Genomic DNA, 22,101 nt, shown 5'->3' with positions numbered 1-22,101 from the left:
GCCTTTCTATAGTTTTAAATTTCTAAAACACTATAAACTGAAGTAAGTTTTTCAAGTTTATTTGCTCCATTTAAATCTTTAAGATTCATTAAAAAACAAGCTTCAACGCATTTTGCTCCAGCTTTTTGAATAAGTTCATACGAAGCTATAGCTGTTCCGCCAGTTGCTATTAAATCATCTACAAGTAAAACCTTTGCATTTTGAATATTTTTAAATGCATCTTTATGAAGTTCTACTTTATCGCTGCCATATTCAAGATCATATTCGCAGCTAAAGGTTTCAAAAGGGAGTTTTCCAGGTTTTCTAATAGGCACAAAAGGAAGATTAAGTTTTGCACAAATCATAGATGCAAAGATAAATCCTCTGCTTTCTGTTCCTGCTATGAAGTCTAGATTGTAATCTTTGTAGCGTTCTTTTAAATGTTTAAGTAGAAAATTTAAAGCCTCTTTGTTATTTAGTAGAGTGGTAATATCTCTAAAAATAATTCCTTTTTTTGGAAAATCAGCAATAATTCTAATGCTATCAAGCAGGTATTTTTGTTCTTCTTGTGTTAGTTTTATCATAATAATGCCTCGATTTTTGCTTCTAATTCTTTAATTCTTTGTCTTAGTTTGTCATTTTCTAAACGATATTGAGAATTTCTAGTTCTTAAAGATGTAAGGTCTGCTTTGATTTTATTAAGCTCTTCTGTGAGTATATCTATATTTCCAAGACTTCTTTGAAGTTGGATTTGTAGTTTTCTAATAACAATCTCAGTATCATCAAGATTGTTTTTGATAAAATCTTTTGATGTTTTTTCTTTATTAAGTAGAGTTTTATAGTAAAACAACATTACAATCAGATAGATAGTTGCACAAATTAATATAGTTAAAACAAGCCAGTTTGTAAACATTATATTTTTACCTCAATTTTTTGAATTCTTTGCATATGTCTCCCTTCTTCAAAAGGAGTTTGAATGAATTTTTCTATAATATCTGTAGCTAATTCAATCCCGATTAATCTTCCACCTAATGCCAAAACATTGGCATCATTATGTCTTCTTGCAAGTTCCGCACTTAAGCTTTCATGGCATAATGCGCAGCGAATGTTTTTATGACGATTTGCTGCAATAGAAATTCCAATTCCACTTCCACAAATAAGAATGCCAAAGCTTCGTTTGTCTATTTTTTCGGCAAGTAAATGTGCATAATCAGGATAATCACAGCTTGCGCAAGTGTTTGTTCCTAAATCGTTAAAAATTATATTTTTTTCTTTTAAAAATACGCAAATTTTTTCTTTTAATTCAAAACCAGCATGATCACTAGCAATATAAATTTTTTCCCTAAGCATTGGTTTCCTAATTACTATATAAAATAAGATAAAAATCTAATCTTATCATATTAAATCATAAAAACAGCTTTTCTTTTTTTAAAAATAAGCTTTATTTTTCTTTATATATGTTAGAATTTGCGACAAGAAAAATAAAATTTCAATAAATTAAGGGGAGAAGAAAATGAAGCTCATACTCATAGGATCTTCAACAGGTGGTCCTAATCAGCTTAAATTTCTTTTAAAGGATATTGATATAAAAAATACTTGTGTAGTTATAGCTCAACACATGAGTGTTAGTTTTATTCCATCTTTTGTGGGGCAATTTAATAAAGAGGCTTTTAGTGAAGTGTGCTTATTGAACGATAAAGAGATATTAAGCAATAAAATTTATATTTGCCCTAAAAATACTATTTTATCTGGAAATTTAAATATTGTAGCCTCTTGGCAAGATGTGGTATCAAGTTTTAAGCCAAGTGTAGATTTGCTTTTTCATTCCGCTGTTTCTTTGGCAAAAACAAATAAAATACTTGCTATTATTTTAACGGGTATGGGAGATGATGGCGCAAAAGGTTTATTTGAGCTTTATAAAACAGGGGTTAGATGTTTATGTGAGAATGAGGCAGATAGCGTCGTTTATGGTATGCCAAAAAGAGCAAAAGATATGAATCCACATTTAAAACCTATGAGCTTAAAAGAAATTAAAAAAGAAATTATAAATTTTATTGATCAGGATTAATAAAAGGAAAATTACATGGAAAAAAAAATAACTCCTAGCGAATTAGAACTTAATGAATTTATAAAAATTATCAACGAAATGAGCGGTATTGATTTAACCGATAAAAAAAATATATTAGCTTTAAAGTTGAATAAATTTCTTGAAGGAACTAATACTAAAAATTTTTCCGAATTTTTGGGAAAATTAAAAAGTAATAGACAACTTAAACAAGAAACTTTAGATTTTGTAACCATAGGTGAAACTTATTTTTTAAGAGAATTGGCTCAATTGAAAGAAATAATTTATTATGCCAAAAGCTTAGAAAAGAGAGTAAATATCCTAAGCGCCCCTTGTTCAAGTGGAGAAGAGGTATATTCTTTGGCATTATTGGCTGCACAGAATTTTATTAAAGATATGTATATTTTAGGCATTGATATTAATTCAAGCGTGATTGAAAAAGCAAAACTTGGAAAATATCAAGGAAGAACTTTACAGCGATTGAGCGAGAGTGAAAAAAGAAGGTTTTTTTTAGAAAGCGAAGATAAATTTTATACTATTAATAAAAATGAGCTTTGTACTTGTAAATTTGAACTTTGCAATGTTTTTGAAGAAAAATTTTCAAGATTGGGAAAATTTGATATTATAGCTTCTAGAAATATGATTATTTATTTTGATCATGAATCAAAACTAAAACTTATGGAGAGATTTCATAGAATTTTAAATGATAAAGGAAGGCTTTATGTTGGCAATGCTGATTTAATTCCAGAGACTATTTATTTTAAAAAGATTTTCTCTCCAAGAGGTGTTTACTATGAAAAAGTATGAATTCTAAAAATTACTAAAAGTTACACTTTAGAAATTTATTAGTAAAAATAAGTTACATTTTGAAGTAGTTTTCTTTATTTAATGATAAAATAATTTTAATTAATTTTATATTTAGTTAAAAATAAAGGAAAAAACTTGATTGAATTAAAAAATGTAAACAAATACTACGGAACTCATCATGTTCTAAAGAATATTAATCTTTCTGTTAAAGAAGGTGAGAAGCTTGTTATTATAGGTCCAAGTGGAAGTGGAAAAAGTACAACTATCCGTTGCATGAATGGGCTTGAAGAAGTTAGTTCAGGAGAGGTCGTAGTTAACAATCTTGTTTTAAATCATAAAAATAAAATTGAAATTTGTCGAAAATATTGTGCAATGGTTTTTCAGCATTTTAATTTATATCCACATATGACGGTTTTGCAAAATTTAACCTTAGCTCCAATGAAACTTCAAAAAAAATCTAAAAAAGAAGCTGAAGAAACAGCTTTTAAGTATTTAAAAGTCGTAGGTTTAGTGGATAAAGCAAATGTTTATCCAGCAACCCTTTCAGGCGGACAACAACAGCGCGTTGCTATAGCAAGATCACTTTGTACTAAAAAACCCTATATTTTATTTGATGAACCTACTTCAGCCCTTGATCCAGAAACCATACAAGAGGTTTTAGATGTAATGAAAGAAATTTCACACCAAAGCAATACTACCATGGTGGTTGTTACACACGAAATGGGTTTTGCAAAAGAAGTAGCAGATAGGATTATTTTTATGGAAGATGGCGCTATTGTGGAAGAAAATATTCCTAGTGAATTTTTCTCAAATCCAAAAACCGAACGAGCGCGACTCTTTTTAGGGAAAATTCTTAAAAATTAACCAAAATTGAAAGGAGAAAAAATGGTTTTTAGAAAATCTTTATTAAAGTTGGCAGTTTTTGCTCTAGGTGCTTGTGTTGCATTCAGTAATGCTAATGCAGCAGAAGGTAAACTTGAGTCTATTAAATCTAAAGGACAATTAATAGTTGGTGTTAAAAATGATGTTCCACATTATGCTTTACTTGATCAAGCAACAGGTGAAATTAAAGGTTTTGAAGTAGATGTTGCCAAATTGCTAGCTAAAAGTATATTAGGTGATGATAAAAAAATAAAACTAGTCGCAGTTAATGCTAAAACAAGAGGCCCTTTGCTTGATAATGGTAGTGTAGATGCAGTGATAGCAACTTTTACTATTACTCCAGAGAGAAAAAGAATTTATAATTTCTCAGAACCTTATTATCAAGATGCTATAGGGCTTTTAGTTTTAAAAGAAAAAAATTATAAATCTTTAGCTGATATGAAAGGTGCAAATATTGGAGTAGCTCAAGCTGCAACTACAAAAAAAGCTATAGGTGAAGCTGCTAAAAAAATTGGTGTCGATGTTAAATTTAGTGAATTTCCTGATTATCCAAGTATAAAAGCTGCTTTAGATGCTAAAAGAGTTGATGCGTTTTCTGTAGACAAATCAATATTGTTAGGTTATGTGGATGATAAAAGTGAAATTTTACCAGATAGTTTTGAACCACAAAGTTATGGTATTGTAACCAAAAAAGATGATCCAGCTTTTGCAAAATATGTTGATGATTTTGTAAAAGAACATAAAAGTGAAATTGATGCTTTAGCGAAAAAATGGGGTTTATAATATGAATGAAAGTGTAGGTTTTGTTGAACATTTAAGACAAATTCTTACTTCTTGGGGTTTATATGATGAAAATAGTATAAGCCCTTTTGCGGTATGGAAATTTTTAGATGCTTTGGATAATAAAGATGCTTTTATTAATGGTTTTATTTATACTTTAGAAGTAAGCATTCTTGCTTTGCTTATAGCTACAATTTTTGGAACTATAGGCGGAGTTATGGCTACAAGTAGATTTAAAATTATCAGAGCCTACACTAGAATTTACGTAGAGCTTTTTCAAAATGTTCCTTTGGTAATACAAATTTTCTTTTTGTTTTATGCCTTGCCTGTTTTAGGTATAAGACTTGATATATTTACTATTGGTGTATTGGGTGTTGGGGCTTATCACGGAGCTTATGTAAGCGAGGTGGTTAGAAGTGGAATTTTGGCTGTACCAAGAGGTCAGTTTGAAGCTTCTGCGTCTCAAGGGTTTACTTATATTCAACAAATGCGTTATATTATAGTACCTCAAACCATTAGAATTATTTTACCACCGATGACAAATCAAATGGTAAATTTAATCAAAAATACCTCTGTATTGCTTATTGTAGGTGGAGCTGAGTTAATGCATTCTGCTGATAGTTACGCAGCTGATTATGGAAATTATGCGCCAGCTTATATATTTGCAGCGGTTTTATATTTTATAATTTGTTATCCTTTGGCTTATTTTGCAAAGGCTTATGAAAATAAATTAAAAAAAGCACATTTAACGAGATAAAGGGTTGTTAATGGAAAATGTTTTTAATGCACAAAATATTGAATTTTTAATGCAAGGTTTATTTCTGACATTAAAAATAGCCTTAGCAACTTGTATTATTTCGATTATTTTTGGAACTTTTTTAGCTATAACTAAAAATTATGGGGATAGATTAAGTAAATTTTTAGCAGCTTGCTATATAGATATTTTTAGAAATACTCCTTTATTATTATGGATGCTTGCAGCTTGTTTTGTTCTACCTATATTTTTTGGACAATTTCCTCAAGCTTTTTGGGGTACTATAGGATTTTCACTTTATACGAGTTCGGTTATGGCTGAAATTATTAGAGGTGGATTAAATTCTATACCAAAAGGTCAGTTTGAAGCAGCTTATTCTCAAGGTTTTGGTAAATTTTTTACTCTTTTTTATATTATTTTACCACAAACTTTTAGAAAAATAGTACCTGCTTTATTATCTCAAATTGTAACCACTGTAAAGGATACAGCTTATTTAGCGGGTTTAGGTATAGCTGAGCTTACTTATAACTCAAAAACTATATTGGCAAAACTAACAAGTTTTGAAGAAATTTTAGCGATGATAGGTGTTGTTGCGGGAATCTATTTTATAATATGTTTTTCACTTTCTATGTTGGTAAGATATTATGCCAAAAAGACAGCTTACATTTCTTAAAAAAGCTTATATTTTTATATAAGCTTTTTAAATTTACAGCAGTTTTTAACATTTTTTTTATTAAAATCCTTTGTATTAATTCATAATTTTATTGATTAAGGTTTTTTATGCGAGGTTATAAAATTTTTTCAGGCTCAGCTAATGTGGAATTTGCAAGACAAGTTTCTAAATATCTTTCCCTGCCTTTAAGCGATGCTGGAGTAAAACGGTTTAGTGATGGGGAGATTAGTGTTCAAATTGATGAGAGCGTACGCGGAAAGGATGTTTTTATTATTCAAAGTACTTGTGCTCCTACAAACGATAATTTAATGGAACTTTTAATTCTTACAGATGCTTTGCGTCGCTCAAGTGCAAATTCGATTACGGCTATTATCCCATATTTTGGCTATGCGAGACAAGATAGAAAAGCAAATCCTAGAGTGCCAATTACTGCTAAACTTGTGGCTAATTTGATTCAGGCAGCTGGGATTGATCGCGTAGCTACGATAGATTTGCATGCAGGACAAATTCAGGGTTTTTTTGATATTCCAGTAGATAATCTTTATGGAAGTATAGTTTTTAATGATTATATTAAAGCCAAACATTTTAAAAATGCTATTATAGGAAGTCCAGATATAGGCGGTGTTGCAAGAGCTAGGAGTGTTGCAAAGCATTTAGGACTTGATATAGTTATAGTTGATAAGCGTCGCGAAAAAGCCAATGAAAGTGAAGTAATGAACATCATTGGAGATGTAAAAGATAAAGAAGTTATCCTAGTAGATGATATTATTGATACTGCTGGCACTATAGTTAAAGCTGCAGAAGCTTTAAAAGAAAAAGGTGCAAAATCTGTTATGGCTTGCTGTACTCATGCAGTTTTAAGTGGAAAAGCCTATGAGAGAATAGCAAGTGGAGCTTTAGATGAGCTTGTAGTAACAGATACCATACCTTTAAAAGAGCAATTACCAAATATTAAAGTATTAAGTGTTACATCTGTTTTTGCTGAAGTAATACGTCGTGTTTATCATAACGAAAGTGTAAATTCTCTCTTTATTTAGATTAAAAAAGCTTAAAGATTGTTTTTAAGCTTTTCATTTTTATGCTACTTAAAGAAACAAAAAACATATATTTTTTAAAAATGTGAAAAAACTAAACATCTTTCTATACAATTTAATCTATAAATCTGTTATTCTTTGAAAATATTTTATTTTCTTAGGAGAAATATGACTCAGTTAAGTACTAAAATTTTATGGTTGCTTGTTGCAACTTTAGGTGCTATTTGTTTTGGTTATTTAGCTTTACAAAATGGCGAAAGTGTATCAGCGATTTATTTGGTGGTTGCTGCTGTATGTATTTATATGATAGGATATAGATTTTATGGGCATTTTGTAGCTTATAAGGTTTTAGAACTTGATAAAAATCGCGCAACACCGGCGCTTGTAGAAAATGATGGGCGTGATTTTGTGCCTACAAATAAGGCTGTATTATTTGGACATCATTTTGCTGCTATTGCAGGAGCAGGTCCATTAGTAGGACCTATCTTGGCTGCTCAAATGGGATATTTGCCTTCTATGCTTTGGATTTTAGTAGGAGGAGTTTTAGCGGGTGCTGTGCATGATTTTGTTGTTCTTTTTATATCTACTCGTAGAAAAGGTAGAAGTCTTGGCGAGATGATTAAGGATGAGATGGGTAAATTTACAGGTGGAGTTGCTATGGTGGCGATTTTTGGCATTATGCTTATTATTATTGCCATTTTAGCTATGGTGGTTGTAAAAGCTTTAGCAGAATCTCCATGGGGTTTATTTACTATCTCAATGACTATTCCTATAGCAATATTTATGGGAATTTATATGCGTTTTATCCGCCCAGGTAGAGTAGGGGAGGCTTCTATAATAGGTTTTGTGCTTTTAATTTTGGCTATTCATTATGGTAGCGTTGTAGCTGCTGATCCTTATTGGGCTAAAATATTTACTTTAGAAGCTCCAACTTTAGCAGTTGTTATGATGGCTTATGGCTTTATTGCTTCTGTTTTACCTGTGTGGTTTTTACTTGCTCCAAGAGATTATCTTTCAACTTTTTTGAAAATCGGTGTTATTGTGGTAATGGCTGTAGCTATTGTTTTGGTTGCTCCTGATTTGCAAATGCCAAAAGCAAATACTCAGTATTTTGATGGAACAGGTCCAGTATTTGCAGGTGGAGTATTTCCATTTTTATTTATTACCATTGCTTGTGGTGCGATCAGTGGTTTTCATGCTTTGATTTCTAGTGGAACTACTCCTAAAATGCTTGAAAACGAAACTCACGCCTTAGCTGTTGGATATGGCTCTATGCTTGCTGAAAGTGCTGTGGCGATTATGGCTTTAATTTGTGCTTGTATTTTACATCCAGGTCTTTATTTTGCTATAAACTCAAGCTCTGCTTTGATAGGAACAGATGTTGTAAGTGTAGCACAAACTATTTCAAGTTGGGGATTTAGCATTACTCCTGAAGAAATTACTGCTTTGACTACAAATATAGGAGAGCATACTATACTTTCAAGAACAGGTGGAGCTCCAACTTTTGCTATAGGTGTAGCTTTGATCTTGCATGAACTTTTTGGCGGCGTGGATTTGATGGCTTTTTGGTATCATTTTGCTATATTGTTTGAAGCTTTATTTATTTTAACAGCGGTAGATGCTGGAACAAGGGCTTGTCGTTTTATGGTGCAAGATATACTGGGTAATGTTTATAAACCTTTAGGAGATATTCATAATTATCTAGCTGGACTTTTGGCTACGGCTTTAAGTGTTACAGGTTGGGGATATTTTCTTTATCAAGGCGCCATTGATCCTAAGGGGGGAATTTATACGCTTTGGCCTCTTTTTGGCGTGAGCAATCAAATGCTTGCGGGTATGGCTTTGCTTCTTGCTACAACTATACTTGTAAAAATGGGCAAGGCAAGATATACTTGGGTTACTTTAATACCTGCGGTATTTGTCTTAGTGGCAACTCTGTATGGAGGAATTCAAAAAATTATGCCTTATAAAGAAGGCAATAAAGTAGCAAATGCGGTAAGTCATGTAGCCGCCGTTAGCATACAAAGTCAAAAAATTAAAGATTTAGAATTTAAATTAAATAATACTAAAGATGAAAAAGAAATTTCTACAATTAAAAAAGAAATTTTAATAGCCACTCAAAGTAAAGTTGGAAATTTACTTAATGCAATTCTTTGTGTGTTCTTTATGATAGCCACCTTGCTTGTTATAATTTCTTGTATAGGAATTTGTTTAGGTAAAATTAAAATTCCTCTTAAAGAAACTAAGTATATTAAGATTGATGAATTTCAAAAAATTTAAGTATTATTATGAAAAAGCCGAAAGGTTTTTTCATCCCTTGGTGGGACTTTCTAGTTATGATAAGTATTTAGAACATATGAAACAAAAATATCCAGGAAAAATTCCAAAAACCAGAGGGGAATTTTTCAAAGAATGTCTAGATAAAAAATATAATAGTGGCGGTTTAAATAAATGCTGATAAGCTTAAAGGATAAAGTTTTTATCATACAAAATAAGCTTTAAGCATTTAAAAAGCCATGAATTCTTTTAAGTTCTTCACTAATAGGCTTTTTCTTTCCATCTCTTGTAACACTTACATAAGTTACTAAAGCCGAAGTTACATTAATGCAAGAAGTACAACCTTGAGAATCCACTCTTTGAGCTGTGACTTCTACTTCAACGCTGATTGAAGTGTTGCCCACATTTACAACTTTAGAGTAACAAGAAATTATATCGCCTATAAAAACAGGTTCTTTAAAAACTACTTTATCCATAGAGATGGTTACAACGCGTTCAGGAGAAAGTTCTCTTGCTGCGATAGCTCCTGCTAAATCGATTTGTGAAAGTATCCATCCGCCAAAAATATTTCCCGCTGGATTTGTGTCACTTGGCATGGCTACAATTTTTAATTTTGGTTCTCCCATATCTCTCATTTTTACTCCTTATTTTAAAAAATGAATTATAATTAAAAAAGTTAAAAAGGAGAATAAAAGTATGAATAATTTTAAAGAAATAGCTAAATTGGTTAGAAAATACAAAGAAAGAAATAATGCGTTATATGAGTTTTTAGACAAAGAAGATGTGGGCGAGTATTTTAGATCTTTGATTTCTTTAAGCGAATTAAAACAAGATAAAACAACTATGCTAGCCATACTTAGGCGTTTGGTTGATTTAAAAGAAGAAAATTTAGTTCAAGAATGGAAAAAAAACAACTTTAAGGAAGATAAGATTATAGAGTTAAAACATAAGTTCTATGAAGAGATTAGAAAGTTTTATGAAAAAGAACATCAAAATTTAATTAATGAAATAAAAGAGAAAAAGCTTTTAAATAATTTTTATCAGTCCTTAATACAAGGAGTGCATAATATAGGTTTAATTATGAATATTTTTGAAATTTCTTGGACTAAAGAAATTATAGAAAAAAATAATAAAATTTTATCTACTCAATTTCCAAATTTAGATGATGCAATGGAATTTTTGCGTAAAAATCGTTTATATCAAAAAACTTCAGAAGGAGAAATTTGTGAGCGAAGCTATGGTGTTTTAGTTAGAATAGGAAATTTATGGAAATTTGTTCCTTATGCGAGATTTTTCGAGAATGAAATTTTAAAATTAGAATTTGCTTTTGAAAATATGATTGATCAGCTAAAAATATTTGCTAGCAACGAAGAGGAAAAAGCTTATATAGAATATTTTGAAAAATTAAAATTAGCGTTTTGCGAAAAAGATGAAGATAGAGTTATAAAAGCTTGGCAAGAAGCTGAATTTGCTTGGATGAAAGTAAAATCACCTTTACAAGTGGGACATCCTTTAGAATATTATGAAGATAATTATACTCATGCGGTGGCATTAGAATGGGATATAAGAATAGAAGATGAGAATGATTTTGATGTTTTGAAATTTGGTAGTGAAATTAAGGAGAGTTTTGAACATGTTTATAAAAATATAGGACTTGAAGATTGTGAATTAGAAAAAGAAGTTTTATCTAATATAGAAAAAACTCAACTTTATATTTGCACTCCGATGATATTTTATGGTGCTGAACTTAAAGGTTTATTCTCAGCTCAAGTCGTTCCAAATGATGAGTTTGTAAGTTCTAAGGCGGGCAAAAAAATATTTGCCTTTATAAATTTTGTATATGAAAATGCTAAAACAAAGCCTTTTATGAAAATTTCTAGCGAGATTTTTGATAAAGAATTTTTAGATTTTGGAAGAAATATTTTATTTTATCAGGAAAAAATTTGGAAAAGGGTTTATGAAGTATCAACTATAGGCCATGAATTTGGTCATATATTTTTTATTGCTAATGATACTGAAAAAACAATGAATCAGAGTGGTTTTTTTAAAAATATAGAAGAATATAAAGCTACTACAGGTGGACTTATAAATTTCTTTTATCACGAACAAGATGACTTGATAATGCCTGTTTTTCATGAACTTATAAAAAGGGCTATTGGACTTATTTCTTGGCAAAGGGTTGATGAAGTTAGACCTTATTATACAGAAGGACTTATTCATCTTAGTTTGCTTTTTGAAAGTGAAGTATTGATTTTTGAAAATAATAATTTGAAGATAAATTTTGATTTAGGGCATTATGAAAAATTTAAAGAACTAACTTTAAAAAATTATCATGAATTGGCAAAACACTATGCTTTAAGACTTGATGCAAAAGAGTTTTTAAGTAGATTTTGTGAAATTGAAGATGATATTTTTCTTCCTATTATGCCTAAGTGTAAAGAATTTGTTAAATTTTATTATGATTTATACGAGAAAATTGGTAATGAAATTGATAATAGCGGAGAATTTGAAAGATATAAGAAAAAATAATAAAGTTTTTTGAAAAAAACTTAAAAAAAGCTGTTTTTTACTTGATATTGTTTTTTAAATATGCTAAAATTAGGCGTTTCAATTAAAACAAAGGAGCTTTTATGACTAAAGCAGATTTCATTTCATTAGTTGCTCAAACAGCTGGGCTAACAAAAAAAGACGCTACTACTGCTACTGATGCAGTTATTTCTACTATTACTGATGTTTTAGCTAAAGGTGATAGCATCAGTTTTATTGGTTTTGGTACTTTTTCAACTCAAGAAAGAGCTGCTAGAGAAGCTAGAGTACCAAGCACAGGAAAAACAATTAAAGTTCCTGCTACAAGAGTTGCAAAATTTAAGGTAGGTAAAAACCTTAAAGAAGCTGTTGCAAAAGCAAGCAACAAAAAGAAAAAATAAAACTTCGGCTAGATAAATTCTAGCCTTCTTTCTTGATTGATTCGGATATTTTGCATCTTTTATTTACTTTATTTTTTTAAACTTTTATAAAACTATCATTATTAAATAAAAAAGGATATTAAAATTATGAAAGTACATGAAAAAGTAAGTGAGCTTATAGGAAATACTCCCATTATGCATTTAAAAAAATTTGGTATCAATGTTTTTGCTAAATGTGAATTTTTAAATCCTAGTCATTCTATAAAAGATAGAGCAGCTTTTGAAATGATTAAAGATGCTTTAGATAGTAAAAAAATTAATCAAGATACTACAATAGTTGAAGCAACTAGTGGAAATACTGGAATTTCTTTGGCTATGATTTGTGCAGATTTGGGACTTAAATTTATTGCTGTAATGCCTGAATCTATGAGTTTAGAAAGAAGAAAAATGATAACACTCTTTGGCGCTAGGTTAGAATTAACTCCTGCAAATTTAGGAATGAAAGGAGCGGTTGATAAAGCAAATGAAATATTGTTAAATACTCCAAATTCTTTTATGATTTCTCAATTTGAAAATATTTCAAATAAAAATGCGCATCGTAAGAATACGGCTTTAGAAATTTTAAGAGATTTGGATAATAAACTTGATATTTTTGTAGCTGGTTTTGGAACTGGCGGTACTATTAGTGGAGTTGGGGAAATACTAAAAGAAAAATTAGAAAAAGTGCATATTGTTGGAGTCGAGCCTCTAAATTCTCCATTGCTTAGCAAAGGTGAAGCGGGAAGCCATAAAATACAAGGAATAGGGGCGAATTTTATACCTGCTATTCTAAATAAAGAAGTTATAGATGAAGTGATCACGGTAAGCAATGAAGATGCTATAAATACAGCCAAAGAGCTTGCCAAAAGTGGTTTAATGGTAGGTATATCAAGTGGAGCAAATGTATTTGCCGCAAGTATGCTAGCAAAGAAATTTCCAGATAAAAGAATTTTAACTATGCTAAACGATACGGCTGAAAGATATCTCTCAACTGATCTTTTTGCTTAAGTATAATTATTGAGAATTTAGAAAAATTCTAAGTTCTCTTAAAATTTCTTGTGGATTTAAATCGCTAATTTCTTTATAAAAATGACCTTTTTCATCAATAAGATAAAGCATATTGCTATGTGCTATAGAATAACCCATAAAAGAATCATTTAGATCTATTTTTTGATATTGAACATTATATTGTTTTGTTATTTTTTGAAGAGTTTTTTCATCTTTTGCAATTAAAGCATCTGCTTTTGGGTAAAAGTATCGTAACCATTCGTTTGTATTACTTAAGTTATTATCTCTATTTAGATCTAAAGAAATAAAAAGAAGGTGAGCCTTAGGATTATTGATTTGCTTTAAGGCTTTGCCTACTAAACTAAGAGTTGCCGGACAAACATCAGGGCAATAAGTGTATCCAAAATAGATAATAAGCTTATCTCCTTTAAAATCTTTTAGGGTGGCTTCCTCTTTTAAATCTGATTTCAAGATAAAATCATAAGAATTTTGATGATTTTTAATAAAAAATATTACACCTAAAATAATGGCAACTATAACTATAAATAAAATAATATTTTTTTTCATTTTTTTAGCTCAAAATCAAAATAAAACCCTATGGGTTTATTATTATCCATAAATTCTACCCTAAAACGCATAGTATCTAAAACACAAGTAGCAAGAACTATTTTGCTTTCATAGTCTGTTAAATTTAATCGATGTATTTTAGGCTTAATTTCACCCATATACATATTTAATCCATAAATTTTAATTCCTAAGTTGTTATAATTTCCTAGATTTACAATCTTTAGATTTGTAACATCTAAAGATTGTAAGGGTTTGGGATTTAGGGAAATTAAGACTTCTTTATTATTAAAACTATATGTGCAGTCTTTAACATTAAGATCGCAAGTCAATGGGGTGGAAAAATCAGCTTTTGTTATTTTTTGAGAATCTTTTATTATATAAAAATCAAAAATAATATATAAAGTAGCAATAACAAAAGCAAAAGCTAGGATAAAAATAATTTTTCTCATTAATTAAAATTCTTTAGAATCAATATTTTTTAACTCTATGGTTTTGTGATTATTAAATTTTAAATCTAACTTTACCTTCGTATCTTTAATAATAGGTTTTTTTAGTTTTAAAAGCATTATATGGTAACTTCCTGATTTAAGTTCTGTGCTTGAATGAGCTTTTATAATAATTTCAGGAATTTTTTGCATCATCATTTTTCCATCTTTATGTATATGTGTATGCAGTTCACTTGCTTCACTGATATCGCTTTTGACACCTATTAAAGCAATATCTTTATCAGTATTATTAAAAATGGTAAGAAAAATAGCACTATTTTGCGCATGAGGTGGAGTTTGTTTTACAAAGGCATTTTTTACCTCTATATCATTAACAGCCCAAAGATTTACAGCAAAAAGAGCGCCTAAGAGAAGAATTTTTTTCATATTGCATCCTTATTTTTATAACATTAAACATTTGTTCATTATATCAAAAAATATTTTTATTTGAATATAAATTTTTTAAAATCTTTCAATGTGTGTTACCTGTTTGAAAATTTTTTGCATAGTAACATCACAATCAAAGAAAAAACCAGTTGGAGTATTATTGTCTAAAAATTCAACCCTAAATCTAGAATCATTGGTAATACTTCCATCTATAAAATTTATAAGAATATCACCATTAACTATATAAATTTAGGAATTTAAACTATAAATTTTAATCTTTAAATTAGAATAATGAGGAGAATTTTTAATTTTTATAGTAGTTTTATTGAAAATTTTTATAGGTTTTGGGTAGGCTGAAACTTCAATATTTTTTTATTAAAAGAAAAACACAATCTTGTAAATTTAAGTCACAAGCTAGATCTTGGCATGTATTTAAGCTAAATATACTTTCTTTTTATCATATAATACATAAAAAGCTAAAAACAAAATGCCTAAAAAGATATTTCTATAAAAAATTTCTTACCACCATAGACAACCTTTTAAAACAAGCCTTTATGATTTATTAAAAATAATATCATAAATAAGGTCACATTATTAATATAATTAATATTTTTTAAGAAAAAAAATATTATAATCACAAACATTTTTGACTTAAAAAATTTTGAAATACCTAAGGAAAAACATTGTTAAAACGACTTACTTTATTAATTACACTTTCTTCATTGATGTTGCATGCCTCAGATCTTGTTAAAATTTATCTCAATCAAGGATTAGATGCTGTTGGCGTAGCGATTGAAAAAGAATTAACTCAAAAGGATTTTTGGTTAAGTGAAATAGGAGATAAAAATATTTCACTCGGATATTATGATGATAATGTTGCTATCGTGCTTGCAAATAAAACAGATAAAATTCTCCGTGTTTATTCTTACGAGGATGGAAAAATAAGAAAAGATTTTGAACAAAAAGAAATAATAACTGGATTAATGGGTGATAAAAAAATAGAAGGAGATTTGAAAACGCCAGTAGGTTTTTATGAGTTAGGCCGTAAGTTTAACCCAGGTGATCCTTATTATGGTCCCTTTGCTTTTGCTACAACTTATCCAAATTTACTTGATAAAGTACAAGGAAAAACAGGTGGTGGTATTTGGATCCATGGCTATCCTTTAGATGGTTCTAGACTTGATGAATTTAAAACAAGAGGGTGTATTGCTTTATTTAATAATAATTTGGAGAAATTTGCACAAGTTGTGCAAGACAAAAAAGTTTTTGTTATGACAGAAGAAAAAGAAAAAATTAGAGCTAAAAAGGATCAAATAGCTAGTTTATTGGCTGATCTTTTTACATGGAAACTAGCTTGGACAAATAGTGACACTAATACCTATTTAAGTTTTTATGATGAGCAAGAATTTAAACGTTTTGATAAAATGAAATTTGAACAGTTTGCTTCCATGAAAAAATCTATTTTTTCTCGTAAAGAAGATAAAAAGATTAAATTTTCAGATATTAATATCAGCCCTTATCCGAATTTAGAAAATGAAACTATGTATAGAATTTCATTTTATGAGGATTATTACACTAAAAACTATCAGTTTAGAGGCGATAAAATTTTATACGTTAAGATAGATAGTAAAGGTAAAATGAAAATTTTAGCAGAGCAATAAATGTCTTTAATAAAAATTGATCAAAAAGCTTATGAATATAATTTAAGACATATTGCTAAAAAAATAGGGAGTTTTCAAAGATTAATTTGCGTTTTTAAAGATAATGCATATGGACATGGAGCTAAGCTTTTAGCTCCATTAGCCAAAAATTTAGGAGTTTCTTTTGTTGCTGTTAAGAGTGAAGAAGAAGCTCAAGAAATCGAAGAATTTTTTGAGAATATATTAATACTATCACACCGTCCTCATGGTAATGAAAATTCTCGATTTATTTATGCTTTAAATGATATTTCCCAAGTAAAAAAATACAAGCAAGATATAAAAATACATCTAAAAATAGATACAGGCATGCATCGCAATGGAATTTGTGTAGAAAATTTAGAGCATGCTATAAATCTTATTCGAAGTAGTGATTTAAAACTTACTGGAATGTTTACACATTTTGCTAGTGCAGATGAAATGGATGGAAGTTTTTTTGTTCAAAAAGAAAATTTTCAAAAAGCTAAAAAGATAGTAAAAAAATATTTTTCAAATTTATTATTTCATTCGCATAATTCTGCAGCATTATTTAGAGGGAAAATTCCTGAAGATGAATATTGTAGAGTTGGGCTTGTTCAATTTGGATATGGGGAATCAAATTTAAAAAGAGTTTTAAGTTTGTATGCTCATAGATTAAGTCAAAGGATTTTACAAAAAGGACAGAGTATAGGATATGGAGGCATTTTTACTGCTGCAAAGGATATGGAAGTAGCAACTTATGATTTGGGTTATGCTGATGGTCTTTTCCGTTACAATGGAAAAGGGGAGTTAGTGCTTGGAAATGGAAAAGTAATACTTGGAAAGATGTCAATGGATAGTTTTTCTTGTGAAAATTCTGGTGAGGAAATTTGCGTGTTTAAAGATGCTGATATTTGGGCTGATTTTTTTCATACTATTAACTATGAAATTTTAGTAAAATTAAACCCTAACATTCAAAGAGTTCTAGTATAAACATGTTTAATATAGTTTTAGTTCACCCTAGAATACCGCAAAATACAGGTAGTATAGGTAGAATGTGTTTTAATGCTGGTTTTAAACTTCATATTGTTAAACCAACTGTTTTTGATATTTCTCAAAAGGCTGTTAGAAGAGCAGGACTTGATTACTGGGATAAATTAGAGCCTATTATTTGGGAGAATCTTGAAGAATTTTTAAATGAAAATATGATTTATAAAAATCGCTTTTTTTTCGCAACAACTAAGAGTCAAAAAGCTTATTTTGATGCAGAATTTCAAAAAAATGATTTCTTATTCTTTGGAAGTGAGAGTTATGGCTTACCTATGGAATTAATGCAATTAAATTGGGAAAATGCTATAACTATACCTATGAAATCTTATGGAAGAAGTTTAAATTTAGCTACAAGCGTTGGTATAATCTCTTATGAAGCTTTAAGACAAAATTTTAGCAATTTTGTTTCTTAAAAGTTTCAAATTTACACAATAACTTAAAACAAATAAAATCATAAAGTCCTTTTTATAAAAATTATGTTAAAGTAAAATTTAGATTATTTTTTGAGGAGTTTGGATGAATTTAGATATTATACTAGATTTTGCCAATAAAGCGTCTGATATTATAGCTAATAAGATTGTCCCAAATACAGACATTATTATGGTAGTTTTACTTATTGTTTGTGGGCTTTATTATAGTTTTTTAACTCGCTTTGTTCAGTTTCGTATGTTGAGTTCTGTATTTAAAATTCTTACAGAAAAAAACGAAGGACACACTAAAGAACATATTTCACCTTTTCAAGCATTGATGATCTCAACTGCTTCTAGAGTTGGTATAGGAAATATCGCTGGAATTTCTTTGGCATTGGCTACAGGTGGAGCTGGTGCTTTATTTTGGATGTGGGTTATGGCATTTTTTGGTGGTGCCTCAGCATTTGCTGAAAGTACCTTAGCTCAAGTTTACAAATCAAAAGATGATACAGGCGGGTTTAAAGGTGGTCCAGCTTATTATATAAAAAAAGCCTTAGGCTCACATTTTTTTGGAGCTTTTTTTGCTTTTATTCTTATTATTACTTATGCTTATGGATTTAATGGACTTCAAAGTCAAACAATGACTTCGTCTTTTAAAGTTTATTATGATATGTTTAATCCAAATGCTGCTGTAGATTTTGCATCAAGTTCTTGGCCAATGATTATTGGTATTGTTTTAACTATTTTTGGTGCATGGATGTTTTTTTCTCACCATACTAAAATAGGTAAAATTAGTTCTTTAATTGTTCCTTTTATGGCTTTAGCTTATGTTTTACTTGCCGTGATTGCTGTTTTAATGAATTTTGATAAAATTCCTTCTGTGGTTCATATGATTTTACAAAGTGCTTTTGATTTTAAAGCGATTTTTGGTGGTTTTGCTGGTTCTGCTTTAGTTATAGGGATTAAAAGAGGACTTTTTTCAAATGAAGCAGGTATGGGCTCGGCACCTAATGCAGCTGCAGCAGCTTTGACAAGTCATCCAGCTAAACAAGGTGTTATACAAGCCTTTTCAGTTTTAATTGATGTTGTTGTTTGTACAAGTTCTGGATTTTTAGTTCTTTTTTCTATGGCATATTTAGGACTTGGAGAAAGTAAAATCGATGGTGGAATGCCTTTAGTTCAAGAAGCTATGCGTGAGTATTATGGTAGCTTTGGAATCCATTTTATTACTATAGCTATTGTTCTTTTTGCAATAACTTCTTTAATAGGAAATTATTATTATGCTCAAGCTAATGTTAAATATTTAACAAATTCCAAATTTGTAATGAATTTGTTTAGAATTACAGCTGTAGCTATGATTTTTATAGGCTCGCAAATGAATTTAAAACTTGCTTGGAATTTGGCTGATTTGACTATGGCTTTCATGGCAACGACAAATATTATATCTTTATTGCTTTTAGGTGGTATAGTAAATAAAGTTTTAAAAGATTTTAATACGCAACAAAAATCTGGTATAGATCCTAAATTTAACGCTAGTAAACTTGGAATTAAAAACGCTGAATGTTGGGATTAAAATTCATAAGCCTTAATGGCTTATGAATGATTTAAAACCTTGTTTAAAAATTCTCTCAATCTTTCATTGCTAGGATTTTCAAATACTTCTTTAGGGCTTGCATCAACAGCAATTTTTCCTTTATCCATAAAAAATATACGATTGGCAACATTTCTAGCAAAACCCATTTCATGGGTTACCACAAGCATAGTTAAACCTTCTTTTGCAACATCTTTCATAATGCTTAGAACCTCGCCTATCATTTCAGGATCTAGAGCTGAAGTAGGCTCATCAAATAAAATAACATCAGGATTCATCATCAAGCTTCTAGCAATAGCTATGCGTTGTTTTTGTCCACCAGAGAGCTTATGGGGCATTATATTTTCTTTGTCTGCTAAACCCACCTTAGCAAGAAGTATTTTTGCTTTTTTTATGGCTTCTTCTTGACTTAAAATTCCTGTTTTAATGGGCGTTAAACATAAATTTTCCATAACATTTTTATTAGCAAAAAGATTAAAATGCTGAAATACCATGCTAACTTTTTGCCTGATCTTATTAATATCAATTTCTTTATCAAGTATGTTTTGCTTATTGATTAAAATTTCCCCACTATCAGCTACTTCTAAGCGATTGATGCAGCGTAAAAATGTACTTTTTCCTCCTCCACTTGGACCTATGATAGCTATTACATCGCCTTTTGAGATTGTAGTGTTAATATTTTTTAAAACTTCTAATTCTCCATATTTTTTTTGTAAATTTTTAACTTCAATCATTTTTATTCATCCTAAGTTCAAGTTTTTTTGCAAAATAACTAAAAATTTTTACACTTACGTAATAAACAAGTCCAGTGAAAATAATAGGTTTTGGATTGTAAAGTACGGCTTGCAAGCTTTGACTTTGCATGGTAATATCAACAACACTAATAAATCCTACAACAGAAGTTTCCTTAAATAAAGAAATAAATTCATTAGCTAATGCAGGTAGAATGTTTTTAGTAGCCTGAGGAAGAATAATTTCTTTCATTGAAGTTTTGTAATCAAGTCCCATTGCTCTTGCAGCTTCCATTTGTCCTTTATCCACACTATTAATGCCACTTCTTACAATTTCTGCTATATAAGCCGAGCTATTAAGTCCTAGTGCAAGAATGGCTGCATAAAGGTTATCTATAAAAGTAAAAATTACAAAAGCAAAAATCATCAATTGTAAAATTACTGGTGTTCCTCGTATAATGTCTATATATTCATCTATAATAAAATTAAGTGTTTTAAATTTAGAGAATCGTAAAATAGCTAAGCCAAAACCAATAATCACTCCGATAATAACAGCACAAGCAGTTAATAAAAGCGTAATAAGATAACTTTTTAAATAAGCTTTTGCATTTTCTGTATAGCCATAGCTTACAACTCCGCTAGGATCTTGAATTTTTAATATTTCTATCGGGAAAGAAAAATAGCCCCATAAAATAATAATAACAAAAAAAACAAAAATTCTTATATTTTTCTGATTCAATTTGTAAACCTTTTCAGAGAAATTATTTAAAAAAAGATTTTATAGAAATATCTTTGAATTTTCTCTAAAGATTTAAAAAAATATGTTAGAATTTCCTAAAAATAAGGTTGTATTTATGGAAATTTTAAATTTCATTCTAATAGTTATTTTTGTGTTTTTAATGATTGTTTTGGTCATAGGATTCAATCATCAAATGATGCAAAAAAACAAAGAAAGAGAAGAAAGATTTAAAAAATATAAAAAAGGAGAACAAAATGAGTAAAAAAGTATTAATTCCATTGGCTCAAGGTTTTGAAGAAGCTGAATTTATAGGAATTGCAGATGTTTTAAAACGAGCAAGAGAATTAAATCCGGATTTGGAAGTTGTTATAGCTTCGTTAAATAGTGAGTTATTAGTAAAGGGTGCTAATGGCATTAGTATAAAAGCAGATTGTTCTATAGAGGATGTTGATATAGAAAATTTAGATGCCATTGCTTTGGCGGGTGGCTTTGAAGGTATGATGAATCTTAAGAATTCAAATATTATTTTAAATATCATTAAACAACTTCATAGCAACAATAAAATTGTTGCCGCAATCTGTGCTTCTCCTATAGTCTTAAATGAAGCAGGTGTTTTAGAGGGCGAGTTTGCTTGCTATCCTAGTTGTGAAGTTGGACTTAATGGAAATCGTGTTAACAAGGCTGTAGTTGTAAATAAAAATGTTATAACTTCAGCAGGTCCAGCTACGGCAATTCTTTTTGGTTTAGAACTAGCTAAAAAGTTATGCGGTGATGAAATTTATCAAAAATTATACGAGGGAATGTTGCTACCTCTGACAAAATAATTTAAATGGTAGTTTTTCTACCATTTAAATTAAAATAAAGCTTGAGGATTTTCTTTTTTTGTTTTTTCCTTAGGCAGTTCAAAACCTCCAAGCATATGAAAATGCAAATGAAAAACTTCTTGTCCGCTATTTTTTCCACAGTTTGTTACCAAGCGATATCCACTTTTATCTACGCCTAAAAGAACAGCTAATTCTTGTATGAAACTTGTCATTTTGGCCATAAGTTCAGGATCAAATTCTTGAAAGTCTTTAAAATGTTTTTTAGGGATTATAAGTATATGTATGGGTGCTTTGGGTGCAATATCATGAAATGCTAGAAAATCGTCACTTTCAAGCACTTTATTGCATGGAAGTTTACCTTCAACTATGAGTTCAAAAATTGTTTTTTCTTGCATTATTTATCCTTTTTTATTGTTGGTTTGATACAATTATATCTTTAAAGTTTGGTTTTTATGCTG

At 29.5% G+C, this 22,101-nt stretch carries 28 protein-coding genes and 1 pseudogene; 18 read left to right on the top strand and 11 right to left on the bottom strand.

Translation table 11 applies throughout. From position 1 onward, the window contains the following. Nucleotides 1-14 precede the first annotated feature (14 nt). Genes apt through rpiB form a run of 3 tightly spaced genes read right to left on the bottom strand, consistent with a single transcriptional unit; the run spans nucleotide 15 to nucleotide 1,329 of the window. The gene (gene apt / locus AJN69_RS01445; protein ID WP_044779227.1) at nucleotides 15-563 is read right to left on the bottom strand and encodes an adenine phosphoribosyltransferase; all 549 of its coding nucleotides are present in this window, start codon (nucleotides 561-563) and stop codon (nucleotides 15-17) included. Next, nucleotides 560-892: a membrane protein gene (locus tag AJN69_RS01440; protein ID WP_002853247.1), complete on the bottom strand. Its 333-nt coding sequence runs from the start codon at nucleotides 890-892 to the stop codon at nucleotides 560-562. Before AJN69_RS01440 ends, apt begins: the two co-directional genes overlap by 4 nt. Continuing rightward, a complete protein-coding gene (gene rpiB / locus AJN69_RS01435; RefSeq protein WP_002861617.1) occupies nucleotides 892-1,329 on the bottom strand; it encodes a ribose 5-phosphate isomerase B in 438 nt (145 codons plus the stop codon). Before rpiB ends, AJN69_RS01440 begins: the two co-directional genes overlap by 1 nt. A 163-nt stretch (nucleotides 1,330-1,492) precedes the next feature. Here rpiB and AJN69_RS01430 point away from each other — a divergent pair, with 163 nt between their 5' ends. The 9 genes from AJN69_RS01430 to kcuS all read left to right on the top strand — a co-directional run bounded on the left by AJN69_RS01430 (nucleotide 1,493) and on the right by kcuS (nucleotide 9,432). Beyond that, the gene (locus tag AJN69_RS01430) at nucleotides 1,493-2,047 is read left to right on the top strand and encodes a CheB methylesterase domain-containing protein (RefSeq protein ID WP_002861616.1); all 555 of its coding nucleotides are present in this window, start codon (nucleotides 1,493-1,495) and stop codon (nucleotides 2,045-2,047) included. A 15-nt stretch (nucleotides 2,048-2,062) separates the two neighbouring features. Continuing rightward, complete coding sequence (locus AJN69_RS01425) at nucleotides 2,063-2,851, top strand: CheR family methyltransferase (protein ID WP_002865901.1); 789 nt, start codon at nucleotides 2,063-2,065, stop codon at nucleotides 2,849-2,851. A gap of 135 nt (nucleotides 2,852-2,986) precedes the next feature. Next, nucleotides 2,987-3,715, top strand: a complete 729-nt coding sequence (locus tag AJN69_RS01420; protein ID WP_002865902.1) for an amino acid ABC transporter ATP-binding protein — start codon at nucleotides 2,987-2,989, stop codon at nucleotides 3,713-3,715. A gap of 21 nt (nucleotides 3,716-3,736) precedes the next feature. Continuing rightward, a complete protein-coding gene (gene peb1A, locus AJN69_RS01415) occupies nucleotides 3,737-4,516 on the top strand; it encodes a bifunctional adhesin/ABC transporter aspartate/glutamate-binding protein PEB1a (protein WP_044780510.1) in 780 nt (259 codons plus the stop codon). Between the two features lies 1 nt (nucleotide 4,517). Beyond that, nucleotides 4,518-5,270 (top strand): amino acid ABC transporter permease, encoded by a 753-nt coding sequence (locus tag AJN69_RS01410; protein ID WP_002853332.1) that lies wholly within the window; start codon nucleotides 4,518-4,520, stop codon nucleotides 5,268-5,270. Nucleotides 5,271-5,280: 10 nt separating this feature from the next. Continuing rightward, nucleotides 5,281-5,940 (top strand): amino acid ABC transporter permease, encoded by a 660-nt coding sequence (locus AJN69_RS01405; protein WP_070274802.1) that lies wholly within the window; start codon nucleotides 5,281-5,283, stop codon nucleotides 5,938-5,940. A 107-nt stretch (nucleotides 5,941-6,047) separates the two neighbouring features. Beyond that, nucleotides 6,048-6,977 (top strand): ribose-phosphate pyrophosphokinase, encoded by a 930-nt coding sequence (locus AJN69_RS01400; protein WP_002861611.1) that lies wholly within the window; start codon nucleotides 6,048-6,050, stop codon nucleotides 6,975-6,977. Nucleotides 6,978-7,142: 165 nt separating this feature from the next. Further along, entirely contained in the window at nucleotides 7,143-9,254 is a 2,112-nt protein-coding gene (locus AJN69_RS01395; protein WP_070274803.1) for a carbon starvation CstA family protein, read from the top strand. Next, entirely contained in the window at nucleotides 9,235-9,432 is a 198-nt protein-coding gene (gene kcuS, locus AJN69_RS01390) for a KCU-star family selenoprotein (protein WP_070233358.1), read from the top strand. The genes AJN69_RS01395 and kcuS overlap by 20 nt, the downstream gene beginning before the upstream one ends. Before the next feature lie 40 nt (nucleotides 9,433-9,472). On the opposite strand, the gene AJN69_RS01385 is transcribed toward kcuS, so the two are convergent. After that, nucleotides 9,473-9,886 carry an acyl-CoA thioesterase gene (locus AJN69_RS01385; RefSeq protein ID WP_002853544.1) on the bottom strand — a complete coding sequence of 138 codons (414 nt, stop codon included), beginning with the start codon at nucleotides 9,884-9,886 and terminating at the stop codon, nucleotides 9,473-9,475. A gap of 61 nt (nucleotides 9,887-9,947) precedes the next feature. On the opposite strand from AJN69_RS01385, the gene ciaB reads away from it, so the two are divergent. The 3 genes from ciaB to cysM all read left to right on the top strand — a co-directional run bounded on the left by ciaB (nucleotide 9,948) and on the right by cysM (nucleotide 13,204). Then, nucleotides 9,948-11,780 carry an invasion protein CiaB gene (gene ciaB, locus AJN69_RS01380; RefSeq protein WP_004305962.1) on the top strand — a complete coding sequence of 611 codons (1,833 nt, stop codon included), beginning with the start codon at nucleotides 9,948-9,950 and terminating at the stop codon, nucleotides 11,778-11,780. 101 nt (nucleotides 11,781-11,881) lie between these two features. Beyond that, nucleotides 11,882-12,178, top strand: coding sequence for an HU family DNA-binding protein (locus AJN69_RS01375; RefSeq protein WP_002861608.1), 297 nt, complete (start codon nucleotides 11,882-11,884; stop codon nucleotides 12,176-12,178). A 126-nt stretch (nucleotides 12,179-12,304) separates the two neighbouring features. Beyond that, nucleotides 12,305-13,204, top strand: a complete 900-nt coding sequence (cysM, locus tag AJN69_RS01370) for a cysteine synthase B (RefSeq protein ID WP_002861607.1) — start codon at nucleotides 12,305-12,307, stop codon at nucleotides 13,202-13,204. 6 nt (nucleotides 13,205-13,210) lie between these two features. Here the strand turns inward: cysM and AJN69_RS01365 are convergent, their stop codons facing one another. The 4 genes and pseudogenes from AJN69_RS01365 to AJN69_RS10275 form a co-directional block, all read right to left on the bottom strand. Next, on the bottom strand, nucleotides 13,211-13,771 hold the full coding sequence (locus AJN69_RS01365; RefSeq protein WP_004305960.1) for an SCO family protein: 561 nt from the start codon (nucleotides 13,769-13,771) through the stop codon (nucleotides 13,211-13,213). Continuing rightward, on the bottom strand, nucleotides 13,768-14,220 hold the full coding sequence (locus tag AJN69_RS01360; protein WP_002861605.1) for a hypothetical protein: 453 nt from the start codon (nucleotides 14,218-14,220) through the stop codon (nucleotides 13,768-13,770). Before AJN69_RS01360 ends, AJN69_RS01365 begins: the two co-directional genes overlap by 4 nt. A 3-nt stretch (nucleotides 14,221-14,223) precedes the next feature. Continuing rightward, the gene (locus AJN69_RS01355) at nucleotides 14,224-14,643 is read right to left on the bottom strand and encodes a copper chaperone PCu(A)C (RefSeq protein ID WP_002861604.1); all 420 of its coding nucleotides are present in this window, start codon (nucleotides 14,641-14,643) and stop codon (nucleotides 14,224-14,226) included. A gap of 85 nt (nucleotides 14,644-14,728) precedes the next feature. Further along, a pseudogene (locus tag AJN69_RS10275) lies at nucleotides 14,729-15,159 on the bottom strand (hypothetical protein). Nucleotides 15,160-15,326: 167 nt separating this feature from the next. Between AJN69_RS10275 and AJN69_RS01345 the strand changes: the two are divergent. The 4 genes from AJN69_RS01345 to AJN69_RS01330 all read left to right on the top strand — a co-directional run bounded on the left by AJN69_RS01345 (nucleotide 15,327) and on the right by AJN69_RS01330 (nucleotide 19,331). Further along, a complete protein-coding gene (locus AJN69_RS01345; RefSeq protein WP_004305957.1) occupies nucleotides 15,327-16,304 on the top strand; it encodes a murein L,D-transpeptidase family protein in 978 nt (325 codons plus the stop codon). Then, entirely contained in the window at nucleotides 16,305-17,291 is a 987-nt protein-coding gene (locus tag AJN69_RS01340) for an alanine racemase (protein WP_002861602.1), read from the top strand. 2 nt (nucleotides 17,292-17,293) lie between these two features. Beyond that, nucleotides 17,294-17,761 carry a tRNA (cytidine(34)-2'-O)-methyltransferase gene (locus tag AJN69_RS01335; RefSeq protein ID WP_002921721.1) on the top strand — a complete coding sequence of 156 codons (468 nt, stop codon included), beginning with the start codon at nucleotides 17,294-17,296 and terminating at the stop codon, nucleotides 17,759-17,761. A gap of 103 nt (nucleotides 17,762-17,864) precedes the next feature. After that, nucleotides 17,865-19,331 (top strand): sodium:alanine symporter family protein, encoded by a 1,467-nt coding sequence (locus AJN69_RS01330; protein ID WP_002861600.1) that lies wholly within the window; start codon nucleotides 17,865-17,867, stop codon nucleotides 19,329-19,331. A 20-nt stretch (nucleotides 19,332-19,351) separates the two neighbouring features. On the opposite strand, the gene AJN69_RS01325 is transcribed toward AJN69_RS01330, so the two are convergent. Both AJN69_RS01325 and AJN69_RS01320 read right to left on the bottom strand, forming a co-directional pair. Continuing rightward, a complete protein-coding gene (locus AJN69_RS01325) occupies nucleotides 19,352-20,083 on the bottom strand; it encodes an amino acid ABC transporter ATP-binding protein (protein WP_002861599.1) in 732 nt (243 codons plus the stop codon). After that, the gene (locus AJN69_RS01320; protein ID WP_004305952.1) at nucleotides 20,076-20,819 is read right to left on the bottom strand and encodes an amino acid ABC transporter permease; all 744 of its coding nucleotides are present in this window, start codon (nucleotides 20,817-20,819) and stop codon (nucleotides 20,076-20,078) included. The genes AJN69_RS01325 and AJN69_RS01320 overlap by 8 nt, the downstream gene beginning before the upstream one ends. Before the next feature lie 82 nt (nucleotides 20,820-20,901). Here AJN69_RS01320 and AJN69_RS01315 point away from each other — a divergent pair, with 82 nt between their 5' ends. Both AJN69_RS01315 and AJN69_RS01310 read left to right on the top strand, forming a co-directional pair. Then, nucleotides 20,902-21,081 (top strand): hypothetical protein, encoded by a 180-nt coding sequence (locus AJN69_RS01315; protein WP_072224015.1) that lies wholly within the window; start codon nucleotides 20,902-20,904, stop codon nucleotides 21,079-21,081. After that, nucleotides 21,074-21,643, top strand: a complete 570-nt coding sequence (locus AJN69_RS01310) for a DJ-1 family glyoxalase III (RefSeq protein WP_004305949.1) — start codon at nucleotides 21,074-21,076, stop codon at nucleotides 21,641-21,643. The genes AJN69_RS01315 and AJN69_RS01310 overlap by 8 nt, the downstream gene beginning before the upstream one ends. Nucleotides 21,644-21,672: 29 nt before the next feature. Here AJN69_RS01310 and AJN69_RS01305 read toward each other — a convergent pair whose 3' ends face one another. Continuing rightward, nucleotides 21,673-22,038, bottom strand: coding sequence for a histidine triad nucleotide-binding protein (locus AJN69_RS01305; protein WP_002857192.1), 366 nt, complete (start codon nucleotides 22,036-22,038; stop codon nucleotides 21,673-21,675). Nucleotides 22,039-22,101 lie beyond the last annotated feature (63 nt).

The organism is Campylobacter sp. BCW_4338, assembly GCF_001763255.1.
Classification (GTDB): domain Bacteria; phylum Campylobacterota; class Campylobacteria; order Campylobacterales; family Campylobacteraceae; genus Campylobacter_D; species Campylobacter_D jejuni.
Note: the sequence above shows the minus strand (reverse complement) of the source record. Positions and strands in the feature narration are given on the sequence as shown.

What these genes read in the sequence shown, in the direction of transcription:
- apt (WP_044779227.1), bottom strand. Translation starts at nt 563, where the DNA reads ATGATAAAACTAACACAAGAAGAACAAAAATACCTGCTTGATAGCATT.
- AJN69_RS01440 (WP_002853247.1), bottom strand. Translation starts at nt 892, where the DNA reads ATGTTTACAAACTGGCTTGTTTTAACTATATTAATTTGTGCAACTATC.
- rpiB (WP_002861617.1), bottom strand. Translation starts at nt 1,329, where the DNA reads ATGCTTAGGGAAAAAATTTATATTGCTAGTGATCATGCTGGTTTTGAA.
- AJN69_RS01430 (WP_002861616.1), top strand. Translation starts at nt 1,493, where the DNA reads ATGAAGCTCATACTCATAGGATCTTCAACAGGTGGTCCTAATCAGCTT.
- AJN69_RS01425 (WP_002865901.1), top strand. Translation starts at nt 2,063, where the DNA reads ATGGAAAAAAAAATAACTCCTAGCGAATTAGAACTTAATGAATTTATA.
- peb1A (WP_044780510.1), top strand. Translation starts at nt 3,737, where the DNA reads ATGGTTTTTAGAAAATCTTTATTAAAGTTGGCAGTTTTTGCTCTAGGT.
- AJN69_RS01410 (WP_002853332.1), top strand. Translation starts at nt 4,518, where the DNA reads ATGAATGAAAGTGTAGGTTTTGTTGAACATTTAAGACAAATTCTTACT.
- AJN69_RS01405 (WP_070274802.1), top strand. Translation starts at nt 5,281, where the DNA reads ATGGAAAATGTTTTTAATGCACAAAATATTGAATTTTTAATGCAAGGT.
- AJN69_RS01400 (WP_002861611.1), top strand. Translation starts at nt 6,048, where the DNA reads ATGCGAGGTTATAAAATTTTTTCAGGCTCAGCTAATGTGGAATTTGCA.
- AJN69_RS01395 (WP_070274803.1), top strand. Translation starts at nt 7,143, where the DNA reads ATGACTCAGTTAAGTACTAAAATTTTATGGTTGCTTGTTGCAACTTTA.
- kcuS (WP_070233358.1), top strand. Translation starts at nt 9,235, where the DNA reads ATGAATTTCAAAAAATTTAAGTATTATTATGAAAAAGCCGAAAGGTTT.
- AJN69_RS01385 (WP_002853544.1), bottom strand. Translation starts at nt 9,886, where the DNA reads ATGAGAGATATGGGAGAACCAAAATTAAAAATTGTAGCCATGCCAAGT.
- ciaB (WP_004305962.1), top strand. Translation starts at nt 9,948, where the DNA reads ATGAATAATTTTAAAGAAATAGCTAAATTGGTTAGAAAATACAAAGAA.
- AJN69_RS01375 (WP_002861608.1), top strand. Translation starts at nt 11,882, where the DNA reads ATGACTAAAGCAGATTTCATTTCATTAGTTGCTCAAACAGCTGGGCTA.
- cysM (WP_002861607.1), top strand. Translation starts at nt 12,305, where the DNA reads ATGAAAGTACATGAAAAAGTAAGTGAGCTTATAGGAAATACTCCCATT.
- AJN69_RS01365 (WP_004305960.1), bottom strand. Translation starts at nt 13,771, where the DNA reads ATGAAAAAAAATATTATTTTATTTATAGTTATAGTTGCCATTATTTTA.
- AJN69_RS01360 (WP_002861605.1), bottom strand. Translation starts at nt 14,220, where the DNA reads ATGAGAAAAATTATTTTTATCCTAGCTTTTGCTTTTGTTATTGCTACT.
- AJN69_RS01355 (WP_002861604.1), bottom strand. Translation starts at nt 14,643, where the DNA reads ATGAAAAAAATTCTTCTCTTAGGCGCTCTTTTTGCTGTAAATCTTTGG.
- AJN69_RS01340 (WP_002861602.1), top strand. Translation starts at nt 16,305, where the DNA reads ATGTCTTTAATAAAAATTGATCAAAAAGCTTATGAATATAATTTAAGA.
- AJN69_RS01335 (WP_002921721.1), top strand. Translation starts at nt 17,294, where the DNA reads ATGTTTAATATAGTTTTAGTTCACCCTAGAATACCGCAAAATACAGGT.
- AJN69_RS01330 (WP_002861600.1), top strand. Translation starts at nt 17,865, where the DNA reads ATGAATTTAGATATTATACTAGATTTTGCCAATAAAGCGTCTGATATT.
- AJN69_RS01325 (WP_002861599.1), bottom strand. Translation starts at nt 20,083, where the DNA reads ATGATTGAAGTTAAAAATTTACAAAAAAAATATGGAGAATTAGAAGTT.
- AJN69_RS01315 (WP_072224015.1), top strand. Translation starts at nt 20,902, where the DNA reads ATGTTAGAATTTCCTAAAAATAAGGTTGTATTTATGGAAATTTTAAAT.
- AJN69_RS01310 (WP_004305949.1), top strand. Translation starts at nt 21,074, where the DNA reads ATGAGTAAAAAAGTATTAATTCCATTGGCTCAAGGTTTTGAAGAAGCT.
- AJN69_RS01305 (WP_002857192.1), bottom strand. Translation starts at nt 22,038, where the DNA reads ATGCAAGAAAAAACAATTTTTGAACTCATAGTTGAAGGTAAACTTCCA.